This window comes from Arsukibacterium sp. (assembly GCF_036735525.1).
Taxonomy (GTDB): domain Bacteria; phylum Pseudomonadota; class Gammaproteobacteria; order Enterobacterales; family Alteromonadaceae; genus Alishewanella.
This window is the reverse complement of the sequence record NZ_DAINOE010000011.1, coordinates 24,121-46,022: the sequence shown is the minus strand read 5'-3', so window position 1 is coordinate 46,022 and position 21,902 is coordinate 24,121. Positions and strand designations below refer to the sequence as shown.

Sequence of the window (21,902 nt, the reverse complement as noted above, 5' to 3'; positions counted from 1 at the left end):
GCTGGACCTTAGTGCTGGATAACATTAATGATCCGGGTAACCTCGGCACCATTATCCGCATCGCCGACTGGTATGGCATTGAGCATATTTTGTGCTCGCCCGACACCGCCGACTGTTTTAACCCCAAAGTAATCGCCGCTGCTAAGGGCTCATTTTTGCGGGTGCAACTGCATTATCTGCCATTGGTCGACGTACTAAGCCGCAGCAACCAGCCGGTATATGGCGCTTATTTAGGTGGCGACAATGTGCATCAGCTTAGCCTAAACAAGGCCGGTGGCTTTATTGTGCTAGGTAACGAAGCCAATGGCATCAGTGCTGAACTGGGCCAGTATGTCAGCCGCAAAATCACTATTCCCGCCTTTGGTAACGCTGAGTCACTGAATGTCGGCATCGCTGCTGCGGTGATTTGCGATAACTTGCTCAGACTTAGCTGTGGTGCAAAAACAACTGAAAAATAGTATGCGCCAGACAGACATGTTTGGCTTTATCGCTAGCACTATGCTTTTATCAGCGGGAAACAGCAATAAAACTCGGCACCATTGCCCTCCACCGATTCAAAGCCGATATCCCCATGCATAGCATTAACCAGCTCTTTTGATATCGCCAACCCCAAACCGGTTCCACCAATGGCCCTGGAATCTGAAGCATCAGCCTGAGAGAACCGTTGAAAAATTTTGTCATAAAAGTTTGCTGCAATTCCCGGCCCCTTATCGATTACAGCAATACGGGCTTGCTGCCCATCAATACTTAAGCACAGCACTACACTGGAGCCTTGCGGTGAGAATTTAATCGCATTACTGAGAAAATTTGACAATACCTGCATTAGCCTGTGAGCATCGACAAAAATGAGGCAATCTTGATTTGGAAACTGTAAATTGAGTTGAATTTCCTTTTGCGCTGCCATCATCTTATTAACTTCAATCGCTTTCTGCAGTAATGGCAAGACAGACTCATTTTGCATTTCATAGGTCATCTTACCCGCAGAGATTTTTTCAAAATCCAATAAATCATTCACCAGCAAAGTTAAGTTTTGACAATTTTTATAAGCTACCGTCATCAGGTGGCTGGCTTTTTCTGATAATTCACCTAACTTACCACTTTTAACCAACCCTATGGCACCGGTAATCGACGTCAGTGGTGTGCGTAATTCATGGCTGACCGTCGAGACAAACTCGTTTTTCAAACGGGCCAGGCGTTTATGCTCGGAAATATCCCGCACGGTGGCAATATATACCAGCTGTTCTTGCCGCGTTACCGCAGACAGTGCTAACGCAATAGCCATGTCACTGCCATCAGCGCGAACAGCTTCAATTTCAGTTAACACCCCCAAAACAGGCTGGTGACTAGCTGATGGAAAACATTGAGTTATCTGATGATCAGTCGCTGAAAGAATAGCACTTAGCAAGGTACTGGCATGGCGGCCAATATAGTCAAGCGCTGCTCCACCAAACAATTTTAATGCAGCAGGATTCAGGCTGATGATGACCCCTTCGCTGTCCATAGTAATAATGCCATCAACCACACTATTTAATATGGTTTCTGTATGCTCTGCGTGCTCTTTACTCATCTGCTCGGCTAGCTGTTGCTGACCAATCGAAATCACCTGAGCCAATACTGCCGCTACAGCACCTACAAAAGCTTCTTCATCAGGTTGCCACTCACGGACAGCACCAACATGCTCCAGGCAAACCACTCCGGCTACCTCACCGGCAATCAAAATACCAGCGTCCAGCATGGCTCCTATACCCTGTGGTTTCAGATAATGATCTGCAAATTCACGGGTAGCACTATTGGTCAGTGCATCGTTAGCACAAATCCAGCCATGTTGAGTGATGGCAGCAAAATAATCTGGATAGTCGTCTCGTTTTAACCGGACATAATCCTGCAATGGCAAAAGCTGTTCTTGGTACAGTGCGATACAGCGCATTTCATTCCCAGCAGCAGACAGTAACCAAACACTGACTCGTTGGCATTGGATAGCATTGGCCGTGATCTGTGTCAGGCTGCGCGAAAATGCTTGTTCATCCCCTTTGGCGACAGCATCATCTAATACCAGTTGTGCTAATGCACTTCGCTGACGTTCGGTTCGTTGCTGGTGTTCCAGTGCATCCATAGATAAACGATACAAGCTGGCTGCATCTTGCTCGGCTTTAAACTGAAGTTGCGAAAAAGACGCAGCAATCTTGGCTGCCATCAATTCAAAGGATTGAACGAGACCATTGAGTTCAAATATTTCGGATTCAGGCAATTTTTCTGGAACTTGATTGCCTATAGCAAGCTGATCAGCACTGCGATGTAACGCTTCTATCGGTTTAACCAGACGCCGGCTGAGCAGCAACGTAAGCATTGCGCCTAAGGCTACCGCCAACAGCATCATCCACAATGCATTGTATAAATACTGATTTAAAAAACTCAACAACTCTCGCTGGGGTAGTAACACCACCGTTTTAAAACTTAACCCAGCTTGGTCACTGTACTCAGTGACATTAAGTGAATAGAACTGGCCATTATGTTCAAAACGATGCATGCCATTAGCTGAAAAATGAGCTAACTCAGTAGCAGATGCCTGTATCAGCGGGTTATTACTCTGAGATGCCTGGATAAGCGTATTCATATCATCAGAGGCATCATCTGATTCGGCTTTTGATGCCACCACAATATTGCCCTCCGGACCAATAACAAATACTGTGGCACCTGTATCTAATTGTAATGATTGCAAATAATAGCTTATAAGAGACAAGCTAAAATCAACTGCTATGACTGCCTCTAATTGACCTTTATCGTCATATAATGGCGCCGACAAGCCTACACCAAAGCCTTCAGCCAATGCATATTGATAAACAGGATACCAATTGATGACTCCTGTCATCTTGGCATGCGTAAACCAGGGGCGTTCGCTGGCATCATACCTATCCAATTGTTCCAGGACATCGCCGGGTTCACCATTTGGCTGGATATGATATCGGCTTCTGATAAGGTCAGAGTTGTTCAAAGAGCTCAGTAAGGATAGCTCACCGGATTTATGGTCCCGGTTAACCGCGACATACTGGCCATTGTTCCGCCCTAAAGAAACGAAGGTTAAGTATGGCGAATAATGCATTTGCATCAGCAAATATTTAACGATGTCAGTTTCTGTATCCCGATCCACCATACCATGTTGGAAGGCATGTACCGCATTTTGGATAATCGTTTTGGGTTCACTCACTAACAGAGCGATTTGCTCGTTGGTACGCTGGGTAATTTGAAAAGCCAGTTTCTGACTGAATTGAGCCGCAGCATGTTGACTGCTCAGGTAGGCAATAAAGCCAATTGAGCCTGCTATAAAAATAAACAGCGCTAACAGGGGAGCGGTAAAAAAAAGCTTTAATGGCATGCCGCGCCGCTGATGATTGACTATTAACATCACACCTCCCCTGTCACATAAAACTGAACCAGATCTCAGCATGTTAAATATGACATTAACCCATTACATAGACTGGCTTGCTAATATAGCTTGTTTATTAAGCTAACGCTTAACAATTAACAAGCCAGCTGCTTTGGGCTAAACTAGGCGCCACTTTGAAGTAATTACTCTGGCGGTTTATCATGACATTTCTCACTATTGAGCATGCGGTTGGCAATACCCGGCTGGTAAAATTGCAGCGGATGGCAGCCCATACAAACAGTATCGTATTGCTAAAGCTGGAGGGGGATAACCCGGCAGGCTCGGTTAAAGACCGCCCGGCGCTGAATATGATTGTACAAGCCGAACTGCGTGGCGATATCAAACCCGGCGATCGCATTATTGAAGCGACCAGTGGCAATACCGGCATAGCGCTGGCCATGGCAGCGGCGATTAAAGGCTATGCGATGACGCTTATAATGCCAGATAACGCCACCGAAGAGCGCAAAAGTTCGATGCGCGCCTATGGCGCTGAGCTGATTTTAGTGACCAAAGAGCAAGGCATGGAGGGCGCCCGCGATTTAGCACTGCAAATGCAAGCCGAGGGTAAAGGCATAGTGCTGGATCAGTTTAATAACCCTGACAACCCGGCAGCGCATTATGCCAGTACCGGGCCAGAAATTTGGCAGCAAAGCCAGCAGCAGGTGACGCATTTTGTTAGCAGTATGGGCACTACCGGCACCATAATGGGCGTGTCACGTTATTTAAAACAGCAAAACCCCGCCATTCAAATCATTGGCCTGCAACCGGCAGAAGGCACCAGCATTCCGGGCATTCGCCGCTGGCCTGAAGCTTACCTGCCTGGCTTTTTTGATAAAACCCGGGTTGATCAGATTATGGATATCAGCCAAGACGATGCGCTAAACGCCATGCGCCGTTTGGCGCGTGAAGAAGGCATCTTTGCCGGTGTCAGCTCTGGTGGTTCACTGCACGCTGCAATAAAACTGGCCGAGCAACATGACAATGCGGTAATAGTGGCCATTATTTGTGACCGTGGCGATCGTTATTTGTCCTCAAATATTTTTTAGCAGGCATTGGTTAATCACACTTTAGGCCACTTGCTATTGTCTGCGGCGCTTGGCATAGTGGTCTAACCCCTAACCAGGTCAGACCACTATGAATCAAAGCAACTATCCTCTGCACATTCAAACTAAACCGAACAAATTACAGCGTATTGTCACTCGGTGCTATAAACTGCCACAGGCATTACAAGCCTTTGCCCTGAGCACTGTATTTGGCAGGGTAATTAAATTTGCCGGAACTGCCGGGGTAGAAGTACTGGAGTTAAAAGGCGCGCGCTCGGTATTAAGGCTTAAAAACCGTAAAAAGGCGCAGAACCATATCGGCTCCGTGCATGCTGCCGCCACCGGTTTATTGGCCGAGTCGGCCACCGGCTTTTTAGTCGGTATCCACTTGCCCGACAGCAAGCTGCCGCTTCTGAAGCAAATGAAAATTGACTATATTAAACGCTCCACTGGTGATTTAATGGCTGTAGCCACGCTGACCGACGCCCAAATTGCCGCCATGCATAACGATGATAAGGGTGAGGTAACTGTAGCAGTGACCATTACCGATAGCGCGGCAATAGCGCCGGTTAACGCCGAGATGACCTGGGCCTGGATCCCGAAAAAACGCTGACAGGAGCCTTATGACGCTGGAGCATCGCACTTTTTACCAGGATTGGCGCCGCCGACTGTTGAGCATAGTGCTGTTACTGGCTATGGGGCTGGGGCTATACAGCGGTCTGGTGCAACAGCAGTTGTTTAATCCTGCACTTGCACCTTTAGATCAGCGGGCCGAACAGGCACTGAAACGCAGCCTGCTACTGGCCAGTAGTTCCTTTGCTACGGCACGGTTAATCGACCGCGGTGTCGCCTTTATGTCTGAAGCTGAAGTGGGTGTGGGTGTAGCCAGTGTTAAGCCCGGCCAGTTACTCAAGCCATTACAGGATATGGCGGTACGGTATGCCGATTTAATGGTACTGGCCATGACCTCTGTTGGTATTCAGCTGATTTTGCTGGAGTTTGGCAAAATACTCGCCTTGCAGATTTTTGGCTTTGTTAGCATTGCTGCTGGTTTATGCTGGCTACTGGGACCACACTACTGGCGCAGCAAAGCCTTGCTGATTTGCCGAAACAGTCTCTGGATTTTGTTGCTGGTGCGACTTGGCATTCCCTTGTTAGCCTACAGTACTGATTTGCTATCACAGCAATTACTGACGCCGCAGCGGATTGCCGCTCAAACTGAGCTGAATCTGGTTACAGCACAATTAGCCAATGTTGAGCAGCAAACAGACACTGACGGCAGCGGTCTGCTGAATTGGGTACGCCAAACCAGCGGTAAAACCAGCGATATTATCAGTGCAGTTAAGCTGTTTTCCGATAATATGGTAGAACGCTTTGTACAGCTGATTGTGGTGTATACGCTGCAAACGCTATTATTTCCACTGCTGTCCCTTTACCTATTGTGGCAGTTTGGGCGCTACTTATGGCGCCGACCGCTTAAGCTGAGCACCGGTACGCACGCCGCTGCGCTCTAAGTCACGGCAACAAGTTAATCTGTTGTTTTATTTTAAAAACAACAAATTAACCCTATCATTTTATATTAGGTAATCACACTGATATCTTTGAATATCCGCGCTGTGTTTGCTATGGTGAAACAACACTTACCCTGGCATTCAACAGCAATGAAAATAAGTCTGGCACTATTGCTTAGCAGTTTATTGATGTTCAATGTGCTTGCCGACAGCCTGCAGCTGGCCGACAGTGAATTACACCTGCGCCGGTTTTCCGTTCGCGATGGCCTGCCATCCGCTTATATCAACACTATACTGCAACGGCAGGATGGCTTTATCTGGCTGGGCAGTAAGGGTGGCCTTAGCCGCTTTGACGGCCAGCGTTTTAACAATATGCATATCAGCACAGAAACGGGCCTGATTAGCAATGACGTGCTGAGCTTAGTCGAAGATCAACAGCAACGCTTATGGGTTGGTACAGCCCGTGGCCTATTTTTATTTGATGATTACCGCCAGCAGTTCCAACATATCCCTTTAGCCGCGCAGGCGCCCACTATCTTAAGCTTGTTTCAGCACCCGCTACTGGGCTTGTGGGCCGGGACTGATAAAGGTTTGTTTCAGCTGACAGCTGATGATAATAGTCCTCATGGTGTTAAGGCAGTGCACTATGGTGCTGAGCTTGAAGTTAAAGTGATGCTTGGTTTTGCCGGCCAATTGTGGCTAGGTACTAAACAGGGCTTGTTTGTACTGGACTTAGCCGACGTTACACCGCAACTTACCCACGTACCCCTTAAGGGTACTGCGGATATAGAAGTTCGCCAACAACGGATCTTTGATGCCATTATCGTCGATAAGCATTTTTATATCGCCACGGATCGTGATGGCCTGCTGCTGTTCGATCCAGCTCAGCAGCAGGTACTACAACAATGGTTGCGGCGTGATCAACTGTCCGGCAACAGCATATGGAGTCTGGTGCAACATGATCAGCAATTATGGTTGGGCTACTTCTTTGATGGTATCAGCCGCTTATCTCTAATCGATGGCAGCCTGCAGCATTACCAGCACCATGCGCAAATTCAATATAGCCTGCCACATAATAACATCAGCCAGTTGCTAGTAGATAAACAACAACAGTTATGGATGGCCACCACTAACGGGCTGGCGGTAACCAATCTGGCTGATCAAGCCATACGGCACCTGGGTGAATACCAGCAAATCAGTGATAAGCACGTCTGGTCTATGGCGCAGCATGGTGATCAGCTATGGTTTGGCAGTGAAAATGGCTTAAATAAGTTTGATCTAAGCCGCCATCAGCTGCAGGTATATCACAGCAGTGAACACGCCGGTCTGCTGCCGCGCACGGTGATCTGGAGTATGCAACCACTGGATGATGAGCTGCTGCTGGCGACCAATGAAGGCTTACTGGCCTTTAATACCGACACTGCCGCGGTGCGCAGATGGCCGGCACCGCCCCGGCAGCAAACGAATCTGCCGACGCCTGCTTATAGCCTGCGGCAACATCAACAACAATTGTTAATAGGTTACTATGACAGCTATTTTGCCGTTTACGATCTGAGCAGCCAACAATATGTTCAGCATAAACAGCTTGATGGTGTTGAGTACATTACCGATATGCTGCCAGTGCAGCAAGGTTATTTGCTTGCCACGGACAATGGCCTGTTTCAATTAGCCGATGATCAGTTGCTGCCCCTGACGCTTTGGCTGCCAAAGCTGGCCGCGCAGGCACTGCACGTCACCAGCTTACTGGCAGTGGGCGAGCAAATATGGGCAACCACCCAGGATAATGGCTTGCTGATATTGCAGCAACACAGTACTGAGTGGCATTTAGTTCAGCAACTGACACAGCGCGATGGTTTAGCTGAGAATCAGTTACGCTCACTAGCGCTCGACACGGCAGGCCAGGTATGGGTCACGGGTATGAAAACACTAAGCCAGCTTGACCCCGACACACTGAGCATTCGGCGCTTATCCCGGCATTTGCATTGGTTAGATATGGAATTTCATGCCAATGCCACCTTGCGTCAGACTGGTTCTATACTGGCCTTTGGCGGCAATCAGGGTATTATTTTCTTTGATGCCAGAGCACTACCACAGCAGCATGAATTCCCCAAGGTGCATTTAACTTCCGCCCAAATCATGACCGACCGGGTGGTGGTGCACGATAATCAGCTAATTATACCCTCTGATGCCAGCTATTATGCGTTTCAGTTTTCAGCGCTGGAGTATTTAAACCCGGAGCGCATTCATTATCAGTATCAATTAACCCCTTTATTGAACGATTGGCAGCCGATGTTAAGTAACCAACTCAGCCTGAGTCGGCTGCCCTATGGTAGCTACCAGCTAAAAGTACGCTCGACCAACGCTGAAGGCGTGTGGAACCCGCACAGTACGGATATTCAACTGACTCTTAGCGCACCATGGTATTTTAGTTCCTTAGCTAAATGGTTGTATGCCATCCTCAGTGCAGTTCTAATTTTGTTATTACTTTGGTGGTTAATCTGGCGCTTTAGTGCTTTAAAACAAGTGGCCAACCACGATAGCCTGACTCAGTTGCCAAATCGTCGTTATTTTAATGCCGAATTAAAACAGCGACTGCTGCAATGCCGCAGCCAACAGCAACAACTGGCATTAATGTTTTTTGACTTAAACCACTTTAAGCAGCTTAATGATAGCTGTGGACACGATATCGGTGATAAGTTACTGATACAGGTCGCCACACGCTTACAACAGGCCATTCGTAATACCGATTTTGCTGCCAGACTGGCAGGCGATGAGTTTGTGGTGATTTTATCTCACATCCAACAGCAGTCAGAACTGAATACCACTGTAGAGCGTATCAGCCAAAGTCTGAGCCAGCCTTATCAGCTGGGTCTGCCAACGCCGCTGCAGCTGAGTTGCAGTATCGGCATCAGTGTGTTTAACCGTACCAACCCGGTCACTGCCGAAGAGCTACTGCAACAAGCCGATCAGGCGATGTATCTGAGCAAACAACAACACCATGCCTGGTGTTATTATCAAGACACTGCGCTACAAGCGGGTAAAAAGCAGCATAGTTAAGGGCTGGCGAAGCCGGTACTGGCTCTGCTATAGTGCGAATGCGCTTGATTAACAGGAAACCAGACTATGCAATGGCAAGTTCAAACCTTTGCCGAACTAGACACCCTGACACTGTATTCTTTGTTACAACTACGGGTAGATGTATTTGTGGTTGAACAACATTGCCCCTACCCCGAGCTGGACGATAAAGACTTACATCCGCTCACTCGCCATATTATTCTAAAAAAAGGCGATAAGGTGATTGCCTATGCCAGGGTACTGGCGCCCAATGTCAGCTTTGAGGGTTTCCCCGGTATTGGCCGGGTCTGTGTATCGCAAACAGCACGTCGCCTTGGCCTTGGTCGGGTTCTGGTAGATAAAACGCTGCAGGTATGTCAGCAACTGTGGCCAGCGACGGATATCCATATTTCTGCACAATGCTACCTGCAACAATTTTATCAGGATTGTGGCTTCAACCCGGCCAGTGAACCCTACCTCGAAGATGATATTCCGCACCTGAAAATGATCCTGGCGGCCACTTCCTGACGCAGCGAAGTGGCACAGCCCATTACTTTCATGCTTAAAAGCGATAACGGAATCCTGCTTCAAAGGTGCGCTCAGGGCCAACGTAAATGCCCTGGCGTAAGCTGGCAATATACTGTTTGTCGGCCAGATTTTTCACTGAGGCAAACAAAGTAAAGGGCTCACTCACTTTATACTGAGCGGTGATATCAAACACGGTATAGGCTGGCAATAAGCCGCCCCAGATCCCACCAGCCGCCCCCGTAGGTATCGCCTCTACATTATTTGGCGTACCAAACTGCTCACCACGGTGATGCATGCTTAAGGCGGCACTGAGTTGTTCTGCCTGATAATTAAGCGCCAGATTAGCCAGCAATTTAGGTGCATAAGGTAAACGATTCCCCTTATTCACACCGGTTTGAAATTCAGAGGTCGGGATCCAGGTCAGATTACTGTCAATGCTAAAGCCGGCAACTAACGGGTAAGCGACGGCCAGCTCCATACCGCTGTGACTGGTTTTACCGGCATTAGATTGCGACAGGTTAGGATCACTGTTTCCTGTCACCACCTGATTGCTGAAATCCATATGAAAAGCAGCAATTTCATAGTTAACTGCGCCTGCGGTGCCACGCAACCCCAGCTCATAGTTGGTAGCGCGTTCGCCATCTAATTGCTGATCCACTAGTCCATCCAGGGCAACGCCATTACTGGCTGGTGAAAACGCCAGGTACACACCACCATATAACTGAGCGGCGTCGCTCAACTCATAAGTCACACCAACACCAGGTAACCATTCGGCATTGCTGGTCGTGGCAGAGTCGCCCTCATTGCTAAGAATAATCCGCTGTTGCTGATAACTCTCTACCCGCAGGCCAGGGGTTACCGCGAATTGTTCGGTGACCTGTAGCCGGCTTTGCACATAGCCTGCCACGCTGTCGGCCGAGTCGTTAATATGGCGCTGATTAATGCCAGTACGATCGGCGGCGCGGGTAGTGGCAATTTGCTGATCGTCTGACTGCTCACGCATCAGGCGTACACCAAATTCGCTGGTGGCGTCCAGCCCAAACAGCGACTGGCTGACACTTAAGCGGCTTTCTATACCATAACGCTCAAAACTGCGGTTATTGCCAGTCAATGCATCGGTATAGACCCAACGCCCGGCAGCATTTGAAGCGGCAGTATTGACGCCATAGCGCCAGTAATCCCGGGTGACATCACTCCAGTACACCACGGTCTTCAGTGACGTGGTGTCACTCAACTGCCATTGATGATTAACATCAAAAGCCACTCTGTCGGTCAGATACCAATCATCAGGTGCCGGGTTGTAGCGCTCACCTGCCAGATAATCGTTTAACAGCAGGCCGCGGTAAGAGATATTGGCGTCATTCTCATGAAACGACAACTTCACACCCACCTTTTGGTTAGCGCCAATGGCCGTGCCGGCTTTGACCATGATATCGGTCATTTCATAACCTTTATCCATAAAGCCATCGCTTTTTGCATGGGTTACCACTACGCCGGCAAAGGCATCTCCTGAGGTATTGCGGCCACCGGCTTCCAGATTCACTTCCTGCAGATTAAACGAACCCAGCCGGCCAGACAGTTGCACGCCGTCATCCGGTGTTTTGGTTTTAAAGTTAACCACACCACCTATGGTAGAAGGGCCATAGCGCAACGACGCTGAACCTTTTAAAATTTCAATGCCTTGCATCCGTTGGATACGCGGGCTGAAGTAGCGGTCATTACCAATAAACAAACCTGGCGCAACCGGCACACCATCTTCTAATACTAAAGATTTTGACTCACTGGCAGACAAACCACGCAGGCCAAAGTTAGCCACTATCGAGGTTTCTTCTTCACCTTTAATATTAATGCCCGGCACCCGGCGCAGCACATCTTCTATCGACAACGGCTGAATTTGCTCAATCTGCGCTTGGTTAATTAACACCACAGTACCGGTTTCATCATAGGCATGGCTGAGTTGCTGGCCGTTGACCCGGATCACTTCTATGTTCGGCATTAACGCCTCTGCCTTGGCAGCAGACTCTGGCGCCGCAGCGGTCTGCTCGGCTAGTAAGGTAAAAGGCATTAAAGCAAGGGTAACAGCTCTGGCCAGTAAGCTGGGCCGAAAGACAACAGAGCACGACATACACAACTCCTAAATGAGAATAGTTATCAGTAGATAATGGCCGGCAGCTTAGCAGGCAATAATACTAATAGCAACTATTCTCATTTAGATTTGAGTATTTTTTATTGGCTTGCCCCGTACAACTGCTCGGCACGGTTAAATAAAATCCAGCTGGTTAAGATATATTTATCATTGCTGACCGGCGTACAGCCGCGGTGGGTGTGGGTAAAATAAGCCGGGGCGATGACCATGCGGCCGGTTTTCGGCGTGATGGCTTTATTTTGATAATAAAATTCGGTTTGGCCGCCCTCAGCCACGTCATTTAAATAGAACATAAATAACAAGGTGCGGTGCAGCGGTTCGTTTTGTGGTAACTGTGGGTAGACTTCGCAATGCCAGTAATTGTAATTGCCCTTACCCGCCTGATATTTTTGCGCCTGAATAGGCCCTAAGCGGTATAAGGTGCGCATAAAATCGGCGGCCTTGGGGGCACCAAATTCCGCGTAATTATCATGGGTAATAGGGAGGGGCTGGCCACTATGCGGGTGTGGAATAGTAATGCCCACAGGCGCAATCAAAGCAAAGTGGTACTTTTTAAAGTACTCGGCCGCATAATGGCTGGTCACCTCAATAATCTGCTGCAACGCCGCCTGGTAGTCGGCATGTTCATTTAAATATAAATCGGTACTGATTTTTTTGCTGGTATCCACGCCAGCACCGGTGCGACCAGGCTGAGTATGCGGGCTTTGGTCAAACTGGGCGATCAGCGCTTGGCAAAAGGCCGGGCTTAACGCATTATCGTATACCTCTATAAAATCCGTCATCAGGTTGTCCAGGTTATGTTTACACAAGTTATTGAGCCGCGCTTTTCAGAGACAGACGCGCTGGGTCACATTAATAACACCGTATTTGCGGTGTGGTTTGAGGCGTGTCGCACGCCCGTGTTCAGGATTTTTACCCCAGATTTAAATGTAACACAATGGCCACTGATTATTGCTAAGGTGACATTGGAGTTTCATGCGCAGACCCAGTACGGCGAAAACGTTGAAATCCTTACCCAGATCAGCCGCTTAGGTGGTAGCTCTTTTGATGTCTATCAGGAAGCCTGGCAAAACGGCATTAAATGCGTATCAGGCACCGCAGTGATGGTGCAGTTTGACTATCAAAGCCAAACCACCAAAGCGCTCAGCCCCGACATTCGCGCGGCCCTGCAGCAGCATGCTATTTAGTTAAACAAAGCCGCCAGCAAGATTGGCAGGCCCACCCTTTTAACGCCAACAACGCCCCACTGGTCTAGTTAGCAATGGTAATCCGTAGCAGACTGGGTTAGTTTTTAGCCACACTTTGCCTTATGAGCTTTTTATGAAATCTTTATCCTTTTTCTGTTGTAGTCTGGGCCTGCTGTGTAGCAGTGCAATGGCGTTTGACCGCATTACCGGCGCCGACTTTGCCAGCCGCTCTGAAGTGATTGCCACCGAAGCGATGGCCGCAACCAGCCACCCGCTGGCGACCCAAATTGCGCTGGATATCATGAAACAAGGGGGTAATGCCATTGATGCCGCTATTGCGGCCAATGCCGCGCTGGGCCTGATGGAACCGACCGGTAATGGTATTGGTGGCGATTTATACGCCATTGTCTGGGATGCCAAGAGCCAGAAACTGCATGGTATTAATGGCTCTGGCCGCTCACCGCTGAGCCTAAGCTATGACATGCTGGCGCACGAGCTGGAGAAACTGGGCCGCCACGATTTGCCGCCGCATGGCATGTTACCCATTAGTGTACCCGGCACCGTGGATGCCTGGTTTGAACTGCATGGCAAATTTGGCCAGCTGCCGATGGCCACTATTTTGCAGCCGACCATTAATTATGCCGAAAAAGGCTTTCCGGTCACCGAGCTGATTGCCTATTACTGGAACCGCTCTGTGCCGCTGCTAAGCCCACAACCGGGTGACTTTGTGGGTACCTTTACTCTGGATGGCCGGGTACCACGCAAAGGCGAAATATTTAAAAACCCGGCGCTGGCCAATACCTTAAAAGCACTGGCAAAAGATGGCCGCGATGCCTTTTACCGCGGTGAATTAACGGTACAAATTGACCGCTTTATGCGCGAGCAAGGCGGCTACTTACGCTTTGCCGACTTTGCGAACCATCGCTCAACCTGGGTAGAGCCGGTAGGAGTAGAGTATAAAGGCTATACCCTCTGGGAATTACCGCCTAATGGCCAGGGTATTGCCGCCTTGCAAATGCTGCAAATTCTGAAAAATTTCGATTTAGCTGCCATGGGCTTTAACAGTGCGCAGAGCATTCATACCCTGGTAGAAGCGAAAAAACTGGCGTTTGAAGATCGCGCTAAATTTTATGCCGACAGTGATTTTGGTCATCAGCCGATTGCCGGATTAATTTCTGCCGAATATGGTGCTGAACGCGCCAAACTGATTGGCGAGCGGGCAGCGCAGCGGGTAGATGCCGGTAACCCGCATCTGTATGAAGGCGATACTATTTATATGACCACCGCAGATAAAGACGGCAATATGGTGTCACTGATCCAAAGTAATTACCGCGGCATGGGCTCGGGCGTCGTGGTGCCCGGGCTGGGTTTTGTGTTTCAGGATCGCGGCCAGATGTTTTCTATGGATAAAAACCACGCCAATGTCTATGAGCCGGGCAAGCGGCCTTTTAACACTATTATTCCGGCATTTGTCACTAAAGAGGGCAAACCGCTGATCAGCTATGGTGTGATGGGCGGCGCTATGCAGCCGCAAGGCCATGTGCAAATTCTGGTCAATATGGTCGATTACGGCATGAACCTGCAAGAAGCCGGTGATGCCGCACGCTGGCAGCATTTAGGCAGCACTGAGCCAACTGATGGCCAGGACATGTATCTGACTAACGGCGGTTATATTGAAGTAGAGCGCGGTGTACCTTACCAGACTGTGCGCGAGCTGATGAAGATGGGCCACAACGTGCGTTATGGCTTAGGTGGCTATGGGGGTTATCAGGCCATTATGAAAGACCATGAAAACGGCACCTGGATTGGCGCGTCAGAATCGCGCAAGGATGGCCAGGCTGCTGGTTATTAACCGAACTGTTTGACCTCACTGGCAGACTAGCGGCTTTTAACTATACTCAAGGGCATCGTTCAACTGACTAAGAGCCGCTGCCGGTGCAACTTTTTGCTTATAGCCTGGCCGATAGCCAGCATGCCTGCCTGATTTGGGTAGGCATTTATGGCACGGCCACGCCGCCACCCATCAGTTTTCGTATTTATCAACAGCCGGTTACTGCAACGCTACACAGCCCGTTCAGTCCTATGGGGGATCAAGTGTTGGATGCGCAGCAGCGGCCGCTGAATCATCGCGCTTTATATAGCGTTGACTGGCCGCAGACGGCAGCAGACACCCCTGCGCTGCCATTAACTGTCAGCGCCGGCGCGCCGGATGCGGCCAATCTGCATAGCAGCACCATACTTAGCACCACCTTGCGCCATAAACCACTGCCGCGCGCTTTGCCCAGTAAACCTGATAGCCCATTTCGGCTGCTCTTGGCCTCTTGTTATTATCAGCCCAACGACAAAGCCTCAGCGCTAAGCCAGATTATTGCCCAGCAAAAGCTGCAACCAGACTTAACCCTGCTCGCCGGTGATCAGGTGTATCTGGATTTACCCTCACTGGAAAACCTGCCTAAAGCACGCCAGGCGTTAGCACAGCGCTTCGGCCATAAGTATTTACAAAGCTGGTTTAGCCATAGCGCCCAGCCTAGCCTTGGCCAACTGTTACAAATGGCGCCGGTGGTAAGCCTGCCTGATGATCATGAGTTCTGGAATAATTACCCGTTGTTTCAGGCGCAACTGCTCAATACCCACAAAGCCGCTGACAGGCGCAATTGGCAGCAACTGGCCGGCACCTTATTTCAGCAATATCAAGCCACCCCCGATATGCAACGTGGTTGGCAACGGCTGGATATTGCACCGCTATCGATATTATTGCTCGATAGCCGCACCGAGCGCAGCAGCAAAAATATGCTTAGCCCGGCTTGCCGCACGGCGCTGTCGCAGTGGCAAAATGATTTACTGGCAGCACAACAGGCCGGTCAGCCTTGTATTGGCGTGTTAAGCTCGGGTCAGGCACTGTTAATGAGTAAAAATGGCTGGCTGAAAAGTAAAGTGGCCGATATGGAACTGCCCAACTTTGACGATTTTACTCTGCTAAAATCCGCGGTTGAAACCTTGATCCGGGCCCAGATACCGGTGATTTATCTTACCGGCGATGTGCATTGGGGCCGTATCGTCGAGGGCAAGAATACTCAAGGCAAGGTACTGTTTTATGAGGTGATAGCCTCGCCGTCACGCTTAGTGGCCACCATTGGCGCCGATCAGCTAAGTAGCTTGCGTAATCTGTTTAAACGCCAGCCCTTTCCCCGCCACCCGGAAGCGGCTGCAGTACCCTCCGATTTTAAACTGGCCGATTTAACCTTCGACATTAAACACCGGCAAAAAGGTGACCACGTTGCCATGCTGCAGTTTCAGCAATGTCCCGGCATGCTGGAGTTTAGCGTGCAGTATGTCTGCACCGATGCCGATGCCCGTATCCGGCAGCAACACAGCGATAGCTATGGTCCTTATAAATTACACTCAGCCCAGTGAGAAGCCATTATGATTAAGCAAACCTTATCCAGTAACCGCAGTAAAAAAGGGGATATCAAAGCCTTTGACCGCAACGCTAAAGAGCGCAATGCCGCCTGGGTTAACCGGGCGCTGGCCGACTTTAAACTCAGCGACTTAAGCGCATGGAGTTTTGTGTTACTTACCGGCAGTACTGATGTGGCGTCATTCCGGTTGCGGGTGGCCCAGTCGCATTTCAGAGCCGATATGCTACCGTCATATTGGTCAGATTGCCTGTTACTGCAAACCAAAAAAAACAGCCTGCACAGCTTTTATCATATTCCGCTTTTGCAGCCCGCCACCGCCAGCTTTGCCCCGCTGCGCAACGGCGTAGTGCAAAGCACCTTGAGTAAATTGCCTGATGCCGATAGCATGCCCAACCTGGCATTGCTGGCCATCCCAGTCGCCGAGCAAGACACCATCAGCGCATTGCAGCAGTTTCAACATAACAGAGCCGCAGTGGATGCGCTGGCCTTGTTATTGCCCTGGCTGGGGTTTTGCTGGGGTACCGACAACAGCAGTAACCCGCTGTTACAGCAGCTACCCTTGCCCTCAGCGCAAATGATCCAACTGCTGTTTTCCAGTGTCTGCTTTGATTTAACGCCCGGCGTAAATACTGATTTGGCAGCGCCAGAAGCGTTTTGGAGTGGTATTAAGCACTGGCAACATTTTTACAGCCAAACGCAGCAACCCGGGGCCAGTTTACCCAAGGCGCGTTATGTTTTAGGCCATGGCTATGACATCAGCTAAGCGCCAGCTGGCAGTCGTGTTGCTCGGTTAAATAGCGCAGCGCCTGCTGCCAGTCACCGGCAAAGGGTTCGATATTCGCCGGTTGCTGTTGGCGCATGACCACCCGGTTAGCGGCTTTTAAATAGCGCATCACTTCTTCGCGGCTGGATAAAATAAGCCGTGGCACCTTGACAGTGTCACCGCTGGCATCTTTGGCTATCATAGTAAAATAGGAAGAATTACAATGCTTTAGCTGACCAGTTTGAATATTTTGCGCATCAACCCTGATGCCTACCAACATAGAGCTGGTGCCCACATAATTGACCGATGCCTGCAAAGTAACCAACTCGCCCACTTCTATCGGATTTAAAAAATCGACCTTATCCACTGAGGCAGTAACACAATATTTACCACTGAATTTTGAACCGCAGGCAAAAGCAATTTGATCCATCAAAGACAACAAGTAGCCGCCATGAATTTTACCACTGAAATTAGAGTGCGACGGCAGCATCAGCTGCGATAAGGTAATTTGCGAACTGGCGACGGTTTTGTATTCTGTTGCCATAGGTCCTCCGGCTTTAATCGCGCTGTTGCACTAACACCCAGGGCGCAATAACCACTGCCCACAGTTGCGTTTGCTGTTGATACCATTGCTGTGCCTGCTCGACACTGGGTTGACCTATCTCTGCACTGGCCAGCCAGCGGCTAATTTTCGCGGTATCATCTTGCTGCAGTGCCAGTGCCACCTTAACTAAATCGGCTTGTGCCGCGACCTTAAGCACTGAGCCTGCAGCATAAAATTTTTGTAAGTCTAACCAGCTTATTTTAGCCGTTTCACTGATAATTTTTGCTTCGATTAACGCCGGATCATGTTCATCAATAATCAGGTGGGCATCGGGTGGGGTTACCGCAGTCATTACAAGGCTCCGCTAAAAAGTTCGGCTGGTTTAAAAATCAGGCTGTGCGTAACGGCGCATGATAAAACAGCTCATCAGCTTACTCCAGTGTTTCATCTTGCCCGGCCACTTCAGCCGCGGTCAACTCGTGCTTTTTCAATAATTTGTACATATCCGTGCGGTTGCGCCCTGCCAGCTCGGCGGCCCGGCTGACATTACCCTCGGTCATCTGCAGTACTCTTATCAGATATTGCCGCTCAAATTGGTCGCGCGCTTCGGTTAGGGTCGGCCAAAAACTGCTGTTTTGTGCCAGCGCCTGTTCGATCAGCGCTGCGCTAATCACCGGACTTTGCGTCAGTGCTACACATTGCTCTACCACATTCACTAACTGTCGCACATTACCCGGCCATTTCGCCGTGGCCAGCAACTGCAAAGCATCATCCGAAAAACGGGTAACCTTCACCTGATGCCGCTCGGCGCTTTGCATGAGTACATGGCGGGCCAGCAACGGAATATCTTCTGGGCGTTGTTCCAGGCTGGGCAGCACCAGATTGACCACATTGAGCCGGTAATATAAATCTTCCCGAAAACTGCCCTCGGCCATCGCCTGTTGTAAATCGCGATGGGTAGCCGATAACACCCGCACGTTAATAGCCATGGTTTTACTGCTGCCCACCGGGCGGATTTGCCGCTCCTGCAATACCCGTAGCAACTTTACCTGCAGTGCTAATGGCATATCGCCAATTTCATCTAAAAACAGGGTGCCGCCATCGGCTGCTTTAAATAAGCCATTATGTTCAGTCACCGCCCCGGTAAAAGCGCCCTTGCTATGACCAAATAATTCTGACTCCAGTAAATGCTCGGGTAAGGCGCCGCAATTAATGGCAACAAAAGGCTTTTTAGCCCGCGGGCTGGCCTGATGAATGGCCTGAGCTAATAATTCCTTACCGGTACCACTGGCACCACTGATTAATACACTGACATCGCGCTGTGCAACCCTGTAGGCCTGTTCCAGCACTTCCGCCATTAAGGGGCTACGACTAATAATGGCCTCGCGCCAGCCGGATTGTTCCGGCAGAGACTGGTGCACTGCCTGTTTTAAAATGTCGCGCAGCTCTGCGTTATTCAGTGGCTTGGTGAGAAAACCAAAGACCCCGCGCTGCGTGGCCGCAACGGCTTCCGGAATTGAACCGTGCGCGGTCATCAGCACTACAGGTAAGCCCTGATAACGCTTAGCGATTTCGTCAAACAGGCTCATACCATCCAAGCCCGGCATCCGTAAATCGCTTAGCACCACGTCGACACTTTGTTTGCTGAGCAAAGTCAGCGCGGCTTCGGCACTCCCGGCACTGAATACCTGATAACCCTCGCCTTCAAGGCGCAAGGTGAGTAAGCGAAGTAAGCTTGGGTCATCATCGACCAGCAATAATTTAGCCTTGGCCATTATTGTCCTCTTGCACACTTTTATTTAACTGGGCTTCAATTTGCGTGAGTGCATCAATCTTTTTTTGCAGCTCGCGGTTACTTTTTTGCAGTCGCTCAATGGCATCATGTTGCTGAGCATTAAGCCGGGTTAATGCACTGACCGCCGATTCGGCTTCCAGTAACTTTTGATTAAAGGCTAAATCCCAACTGAGTAACGCAGCCAGATTGGCTGGCAAGCTGTTTAGTTGCTCCGGCAACTGCATTTGCATCCGTAACCGGGTTAAATAAGGTGTATCAGGGTGTAATTGCCACATCATGCGCTGCAGCCGGGCTACCGGATCGGGCTCATCCATTGCCAGCAAGGTTTCGCCCTCGCTGCGCCGCTCTGTCAGTAACAATGCCCGGTATTGCACCCAGGCTTGCAGCGTTGCAGCGTCATCTGTTAGCGCCAGGCTTGCCGGCTCTGGCTCAACTATTTCTACTTCGACTTCTGCCACCTGCTCGTTGATCACCGGCTCCACCGTGACAGGAGCACTGCTTTGCAACAGCTGGCAGCCACTAATACTCAGCATGCTTATTAACACGATCAGCTGCTTTTTCATTTTTTTTCCTCTAATTCGGGCAATACCACCCGGATACAGACATCGGCAAACACTACGTCTACGATATCGGCGTGGCCGCCCAGTAATCTGGCGCAATCTGCCACTATTGACAACCCCAGCCCTGAGCCTTGCACTGCATCAAATCTTGGGGTAGAACCGCGCATAAAGGGTTCAAATAATTTATGCCGCAGCGCAGTGGGGATGGTTGTACCGTTATTGGCTACATCCAGCATAATATTTTGCTCTTTACGGTACAGGTTAATCCACACCGGGCTGCCTTCGGCGCCATAGGCCTGGGCATTGTTGATCAGGTTATCCAAAATACGCCGGAACAGGGTTTCATCGGTCACCAGTGCAGTAAGCTGGCAGTTAAGCCGCACGTCTTGCTGCCGCTGCTGTAGCGACAGCGCATGTTCATTAATGCATTGCTTAATCAACGCCTGTGGTAACAACTGCTTTAAATCTGGCTCGGCCTGCTGTAACAGCCGATTATAATCCAGCAACTGCTCAGTCAACACACTTAACCTATCAGCACTGCCATTAAGTAAGCTTACCACTTCCTGCTGTTTGGCATTTAACGGCCCGACTAATTGCTCACTTAACAGTGCACAACCTTCGCGAATGCTGGAGAGGGGCGTTTTTAACTCATGTGAGGCGTGCCGTAATAATACCAGCCGCAGAGCTTCCAGTTTTTGTAAGCGGGCACTGAGCCAACGAAGTTGCTCACCCAGCTCGGTCAGCTCACGCGGGCCGCGGAGCTTTTCATCAGGAAACTGATGCTGAGGTGCGCCAATAGCGCGGATCATCTGATCCAGTTTGCGCACCGGTGCGGCAATGCGCCCCGATGCCCATAGCACCAGCACTAAAGTAAGCACCACCAGCAATACCGTTTGCCAGGCCAGTTGCTGCTGATTCGATGCGACAAATTGCTGCTGCGTAGCCAGCCGTTGCTCTAATAATTTCGAGATATGCTGTGAAATCTGCTGTTGTTGCTGGCGTATACGTTGTAGTAAAGGCTCCAGTGAGGCGCTGTCCAGTTCCGTAAATCCAGCAGAAAGCTGGGCCAAATCCTGTTGCTGTGCCTGGCAATGTTGCAGTGTCGGCAATTCGATACACACCTGGCGCAACGTGCGCTGCTGCTGCTCCAGATGGCTATTTGCCAGCCGTTGCAGGGCATCAGTGCGCACCACAGAATACTGGCGCACCGCCCGCTCAATATCAACAATCAGGTTTCGCATGTTTTCGGCTTGCTGCACGCTGTTCACCGCGGTTTGCGCTTCGGTAATGGCATACTGGCTCACTTTGGACAGTGCCTGATAGCTTTGCCACAGCAACATGGCCACCGGGATCAGGGCCAGAATAAAACTGAGAATAACTAGCTGTCTTAATGACGCGGTTTGAATGGAAAATTGCATAACAACTGTCGATAGCCGTAACCTGGTCTTAGCATACCCTGATTTACGCAAAACCGGCATAAAAAAAGCCGGCTTGCACCGGCTACAAAAGAGTCAGCTTGCTACTGAACTCATGGGATGGCTTTGACAAGATGCGCGGCTGCATGGCAACGGCGCTGGATAAGTGTGTTAAGAAGATAACTGCATTGAACTGGTAGTAGAGACAGTAACAGCATGCGGCTCAACTGCATGCTGCTGCGCCTGTTCCCAGGCCAGTACGCTGTCGTTATTCAAATCTACCCGGCGTAACATGCTGACAACGATCGCCAGATTCGCCACCATAAACAGTACAATCACACTTAAAAACATATCCATAGTAATACTCCGTTGAGGCTTAGCAGCACAGGCTGCAGGTACAGGCCAGAACATCTATTACTTAAGGTCATTCAACTAGCGTGCCATGTTTATTTTATCTATAAAATTCATTAACTTAAACAAAAAAGCAAAGTGATAGTGAGGTTGTAAGGTGTT

At 49.8% G+C, this 21,902-nt stretch carries 19 protein-coding genes; 10 read left to right on the top strand and 9 right to left on the bottom strand.

What is annotated here, in order from left to right:
- A partial coding sequence (locus tag V7D78_RS03810; RefSeq protein ID WP_333607101.1) for an RNA methyltransferase occupies positions 1-458 on the top strand: 458 nt, incomplete at its 5' end.
- A gap of 38 nt (positions 459-496) precedes the next feature.
- On the opposite strand, the gene V7D78_RS03805 is transcribed toward V7D78_RS03810, so the two are convergent.
- Entirely contained in the window at positions 497-3,403 is a 2,907-nt protein-coding gene (locus V7D78_RS03805; RefSeq protein ID WP_333607100.1) for an ATP-binding protein, read from the bottom strand.
- Between the two features lie 182 nt (positions 3,404-3,585).
- On the opposite strand from V7D78_RS03805, the gene cysM reads away from it, so the two are divergent.
- The 5 genes from cysM to V7D78_RS03780 all read left to right on the top strand — a co-directional run bounded on the left by cysM (position 3,586) and on the right by V7D78_RS03780 (position 9,560).
- Positions 3,586-4,470, top strand: a complete 885-nt coding sequence (gene cysM, locus V7D78_RS03800) for a cysteine synthase CysM (protein ID WP_333607099.1) — start codon at positions 3,586-3,588, stop codon at positions 4,468-4,470.
- An 88-nt stretch (positions 4,471-4,558) separates the two neighbouring features.
- Complete coding sequence (locus tag V7D78_RS03795; protein ID WP_333607098.1) at positions 4,559-5,080, top strand: DUF4442 domain-containing protein; 522 nt, start codon at positions 4,559-4,561, stop codon at positions 5,078-5,080.
- Between the two features lie 10 nt (positions 5,081-5,090).
- Complete coding sequence (locus tag V7D78_RS03790; protein WP_333607097.1) at positions 5,091-5,981, top strand: hypothetical protein; 891 nt, start codon at positions 5,091-5,093, stop codon at positions 5,979-5,981.
- Positions 5,982-6,092: 111 nt separating this feature from the next.
- Entirely contained in the window at positions 6,093-9,035 is a 2,943-nt protein-coding gene (locus tag V7D78_RS03785; protein WP_333607096.1) for a diguanylate cyclase domain-containing protein, read from the top strand.
- 66 nt (positions 9,036-9,101) lie between these two features.
- Positions 9,102-9,560 carry a GNAT family N-acetyltransferase gene (locus tag V7D78_RS03780; RefSeq protein WP_333607095.1) on the top strand — a complete coding sequence of 153 codons (459 nt, stop codon included), beginning with the start codon at positions 9,102-9,104 and terminating at the stop codon, positions 9,558-9,560.
- A gap of 34 nt (positions 9,561-9,594) precedes the next feature.
- Here the strand turns inward: V7D78_RS03780 and V7D78_RS03775 are convergent, their stop codons facing one another.
- Both V7D78_RS03775 and V7D78_RS03770 read right to left on the bottom strand, forming a co-directional pair.
- Entirely contained in the window at positions 9,595-11,685 is a 2,091-nt protein-coding gene (locus V7D78_RS03775) for a TonB-dependent receptor family protein (RefSeq protein WP_333607094.1), read from the bottom strand.
- Between the two features lie 101 nt (positions 11,686-11,786).
- Positions 11,787-12,488: a 2OG-Fe(II) oxygenase gene (locus tag V7D78_RS03770; RefSeq protein WP_333607093.1), complete on the bottom strand. Its 702-nt coding sequence runs from the start codon at positions 12,486-12,488 to the stop codon at positions 11,787-11,789.
- A gap of 15 nt (positions 12,489-12,503) precedes the next feature.
- Here V7D78_RS03770 and V7D78_RS03765 point away from each other — a divergent pair, with 15 nt between their 5' ends.
- The 4 genes from V7D78_RS03765 (at position 12,504) to V7D78_RS03750 (ending at position 17,075) form a co-directional block, all read left to right on the top strand.
- Entirely contained in the window at positions 12,504-12,893 is a 390-nt protein-coding gene (locus V7D78_RS03765; RefSeq protein WP_333607092.1) for an acyl-CoA thioesterase, read from the top strand.
- Between the two features lie 133 nt (positions 12,894-13,026).
- The gene (ggt, locus tag V7D78_RS03760; RefSeq protein WP_333607091.1) at positions 13,027-14,745 is read left to right on the top strand and encodes a gamma-glutamyltransferase; all 1,719 of its coding nucleotides are present in this window, start codon (positions 13,027-13,029) and stop codon (positions 14,743-14,745) included.
- Positions 14,746-14,828: 83 nt separating this feature from the next.
- Positions 14,829-16,307, top strand: a complete 1,479-nt coding sequence (locus V7D78_RS03755; RefSeq protein WP_333607090.1) for an alkaline phosphatase D family protein — start codon at positions 14,829-14,831, stop codon at positions 16,305-16,307.
- A gap of 9 nt (positions 16,308-16,316) precedes the next feature.
- On the top strand, positions 16,317-17,075 hold the full coding sequence (locus V7D78_RS03750) for a hypothetical protein (RefSeq protein WP_333607089.1): 759 nt from the start codon (positions 16,317-16,319) through the stop codon (positions 17,073-17,075).
- Here V7D78_RS03750 and V7D78_RS03745 read toward each other — a convergent pair.
- From V7D78_RS03745 to V7D78_RS03720, 6 genes are all read right to left on the bottom strand, one after another.
- Entirely contained in the window at positions 17,068-17,619 is a 552-nt protein-coding gene (locus tag V7D78_RS03745) for an acyl-CoA thioesterase (protein ID WP_333607088.1), read from the bottom strand. The genes V7D78_RS03750 and V7D78_RS03745 overlap by 8 nt on opposite strands.
- A 13-nt stretch (positions 17,620-17,632) precedes the next feature.
- Positions 17,633-17,971: a DUF2288 family protein gene (locus tag V7D78_RS03740; RefSeq protein ID WP_333607087.1), complete on the bottom strand. Its 339-nt coding sequence runs from the start codon at positions 17,969-17,971 to the stop codon at positions 17,633-17,635.
- Between the two features lie 79 nt (positions 17,972-18,050).
- A complete protein-coding gene (locus tag V7D78_RS03735; RefSeq protein WP_333607086.1) occupies positions 18,051-19,394 on the bottom strand; it encodes a sigma 54-interacting transcriptional regulator in 1,344 nt (447 codons plus the stop codon).
- Positions 19,381-19,977 carry a hypothetical protein gene (locus tag V7D78_RS03730; protein WP_333607085.1) on the bottom strand — a complete coding sequence of 199 codons (597 nt, stop codon included), beginning with the start codon at positions 19,975-19,977 and terminating at the stop codon, positions 19,381-19,383. The genes V7D78_RS03735 and V7D78_RS03730 overlap by 14 nt, the downstream gene beginning before the upstream one ends.
- Positions 19,974-21,392: a sensor histidine kinase gene (locus V7D78_RS03725; protein ID WP_333607084.1), complete on the bottom strand. Its 1,419-nt coding sequence runs from the start codon at positions 21,390-21,392 to the stop codon at positions 19,974-19,976. Before V7D78_RS03725 ends, V7D78_RS03730 begins: the two co-directional genes overlap by 4 nt.
- A 168-nt stretch (positions 21,393-21,560) precedes the next feature.
- Positions 21,561-21,746 (bottom strand): hypothetical protein, encoded by a 186-nt coding sequence (locus V7D78_RS03720; RefSeq protein WP_333607083.1) that lies wholly within the window; start codon positions 21,744-21,746, stop codon positions 21,561-21,563.
- Positions 21,747-21,902 lie beyond the last annotated feature (156 nt).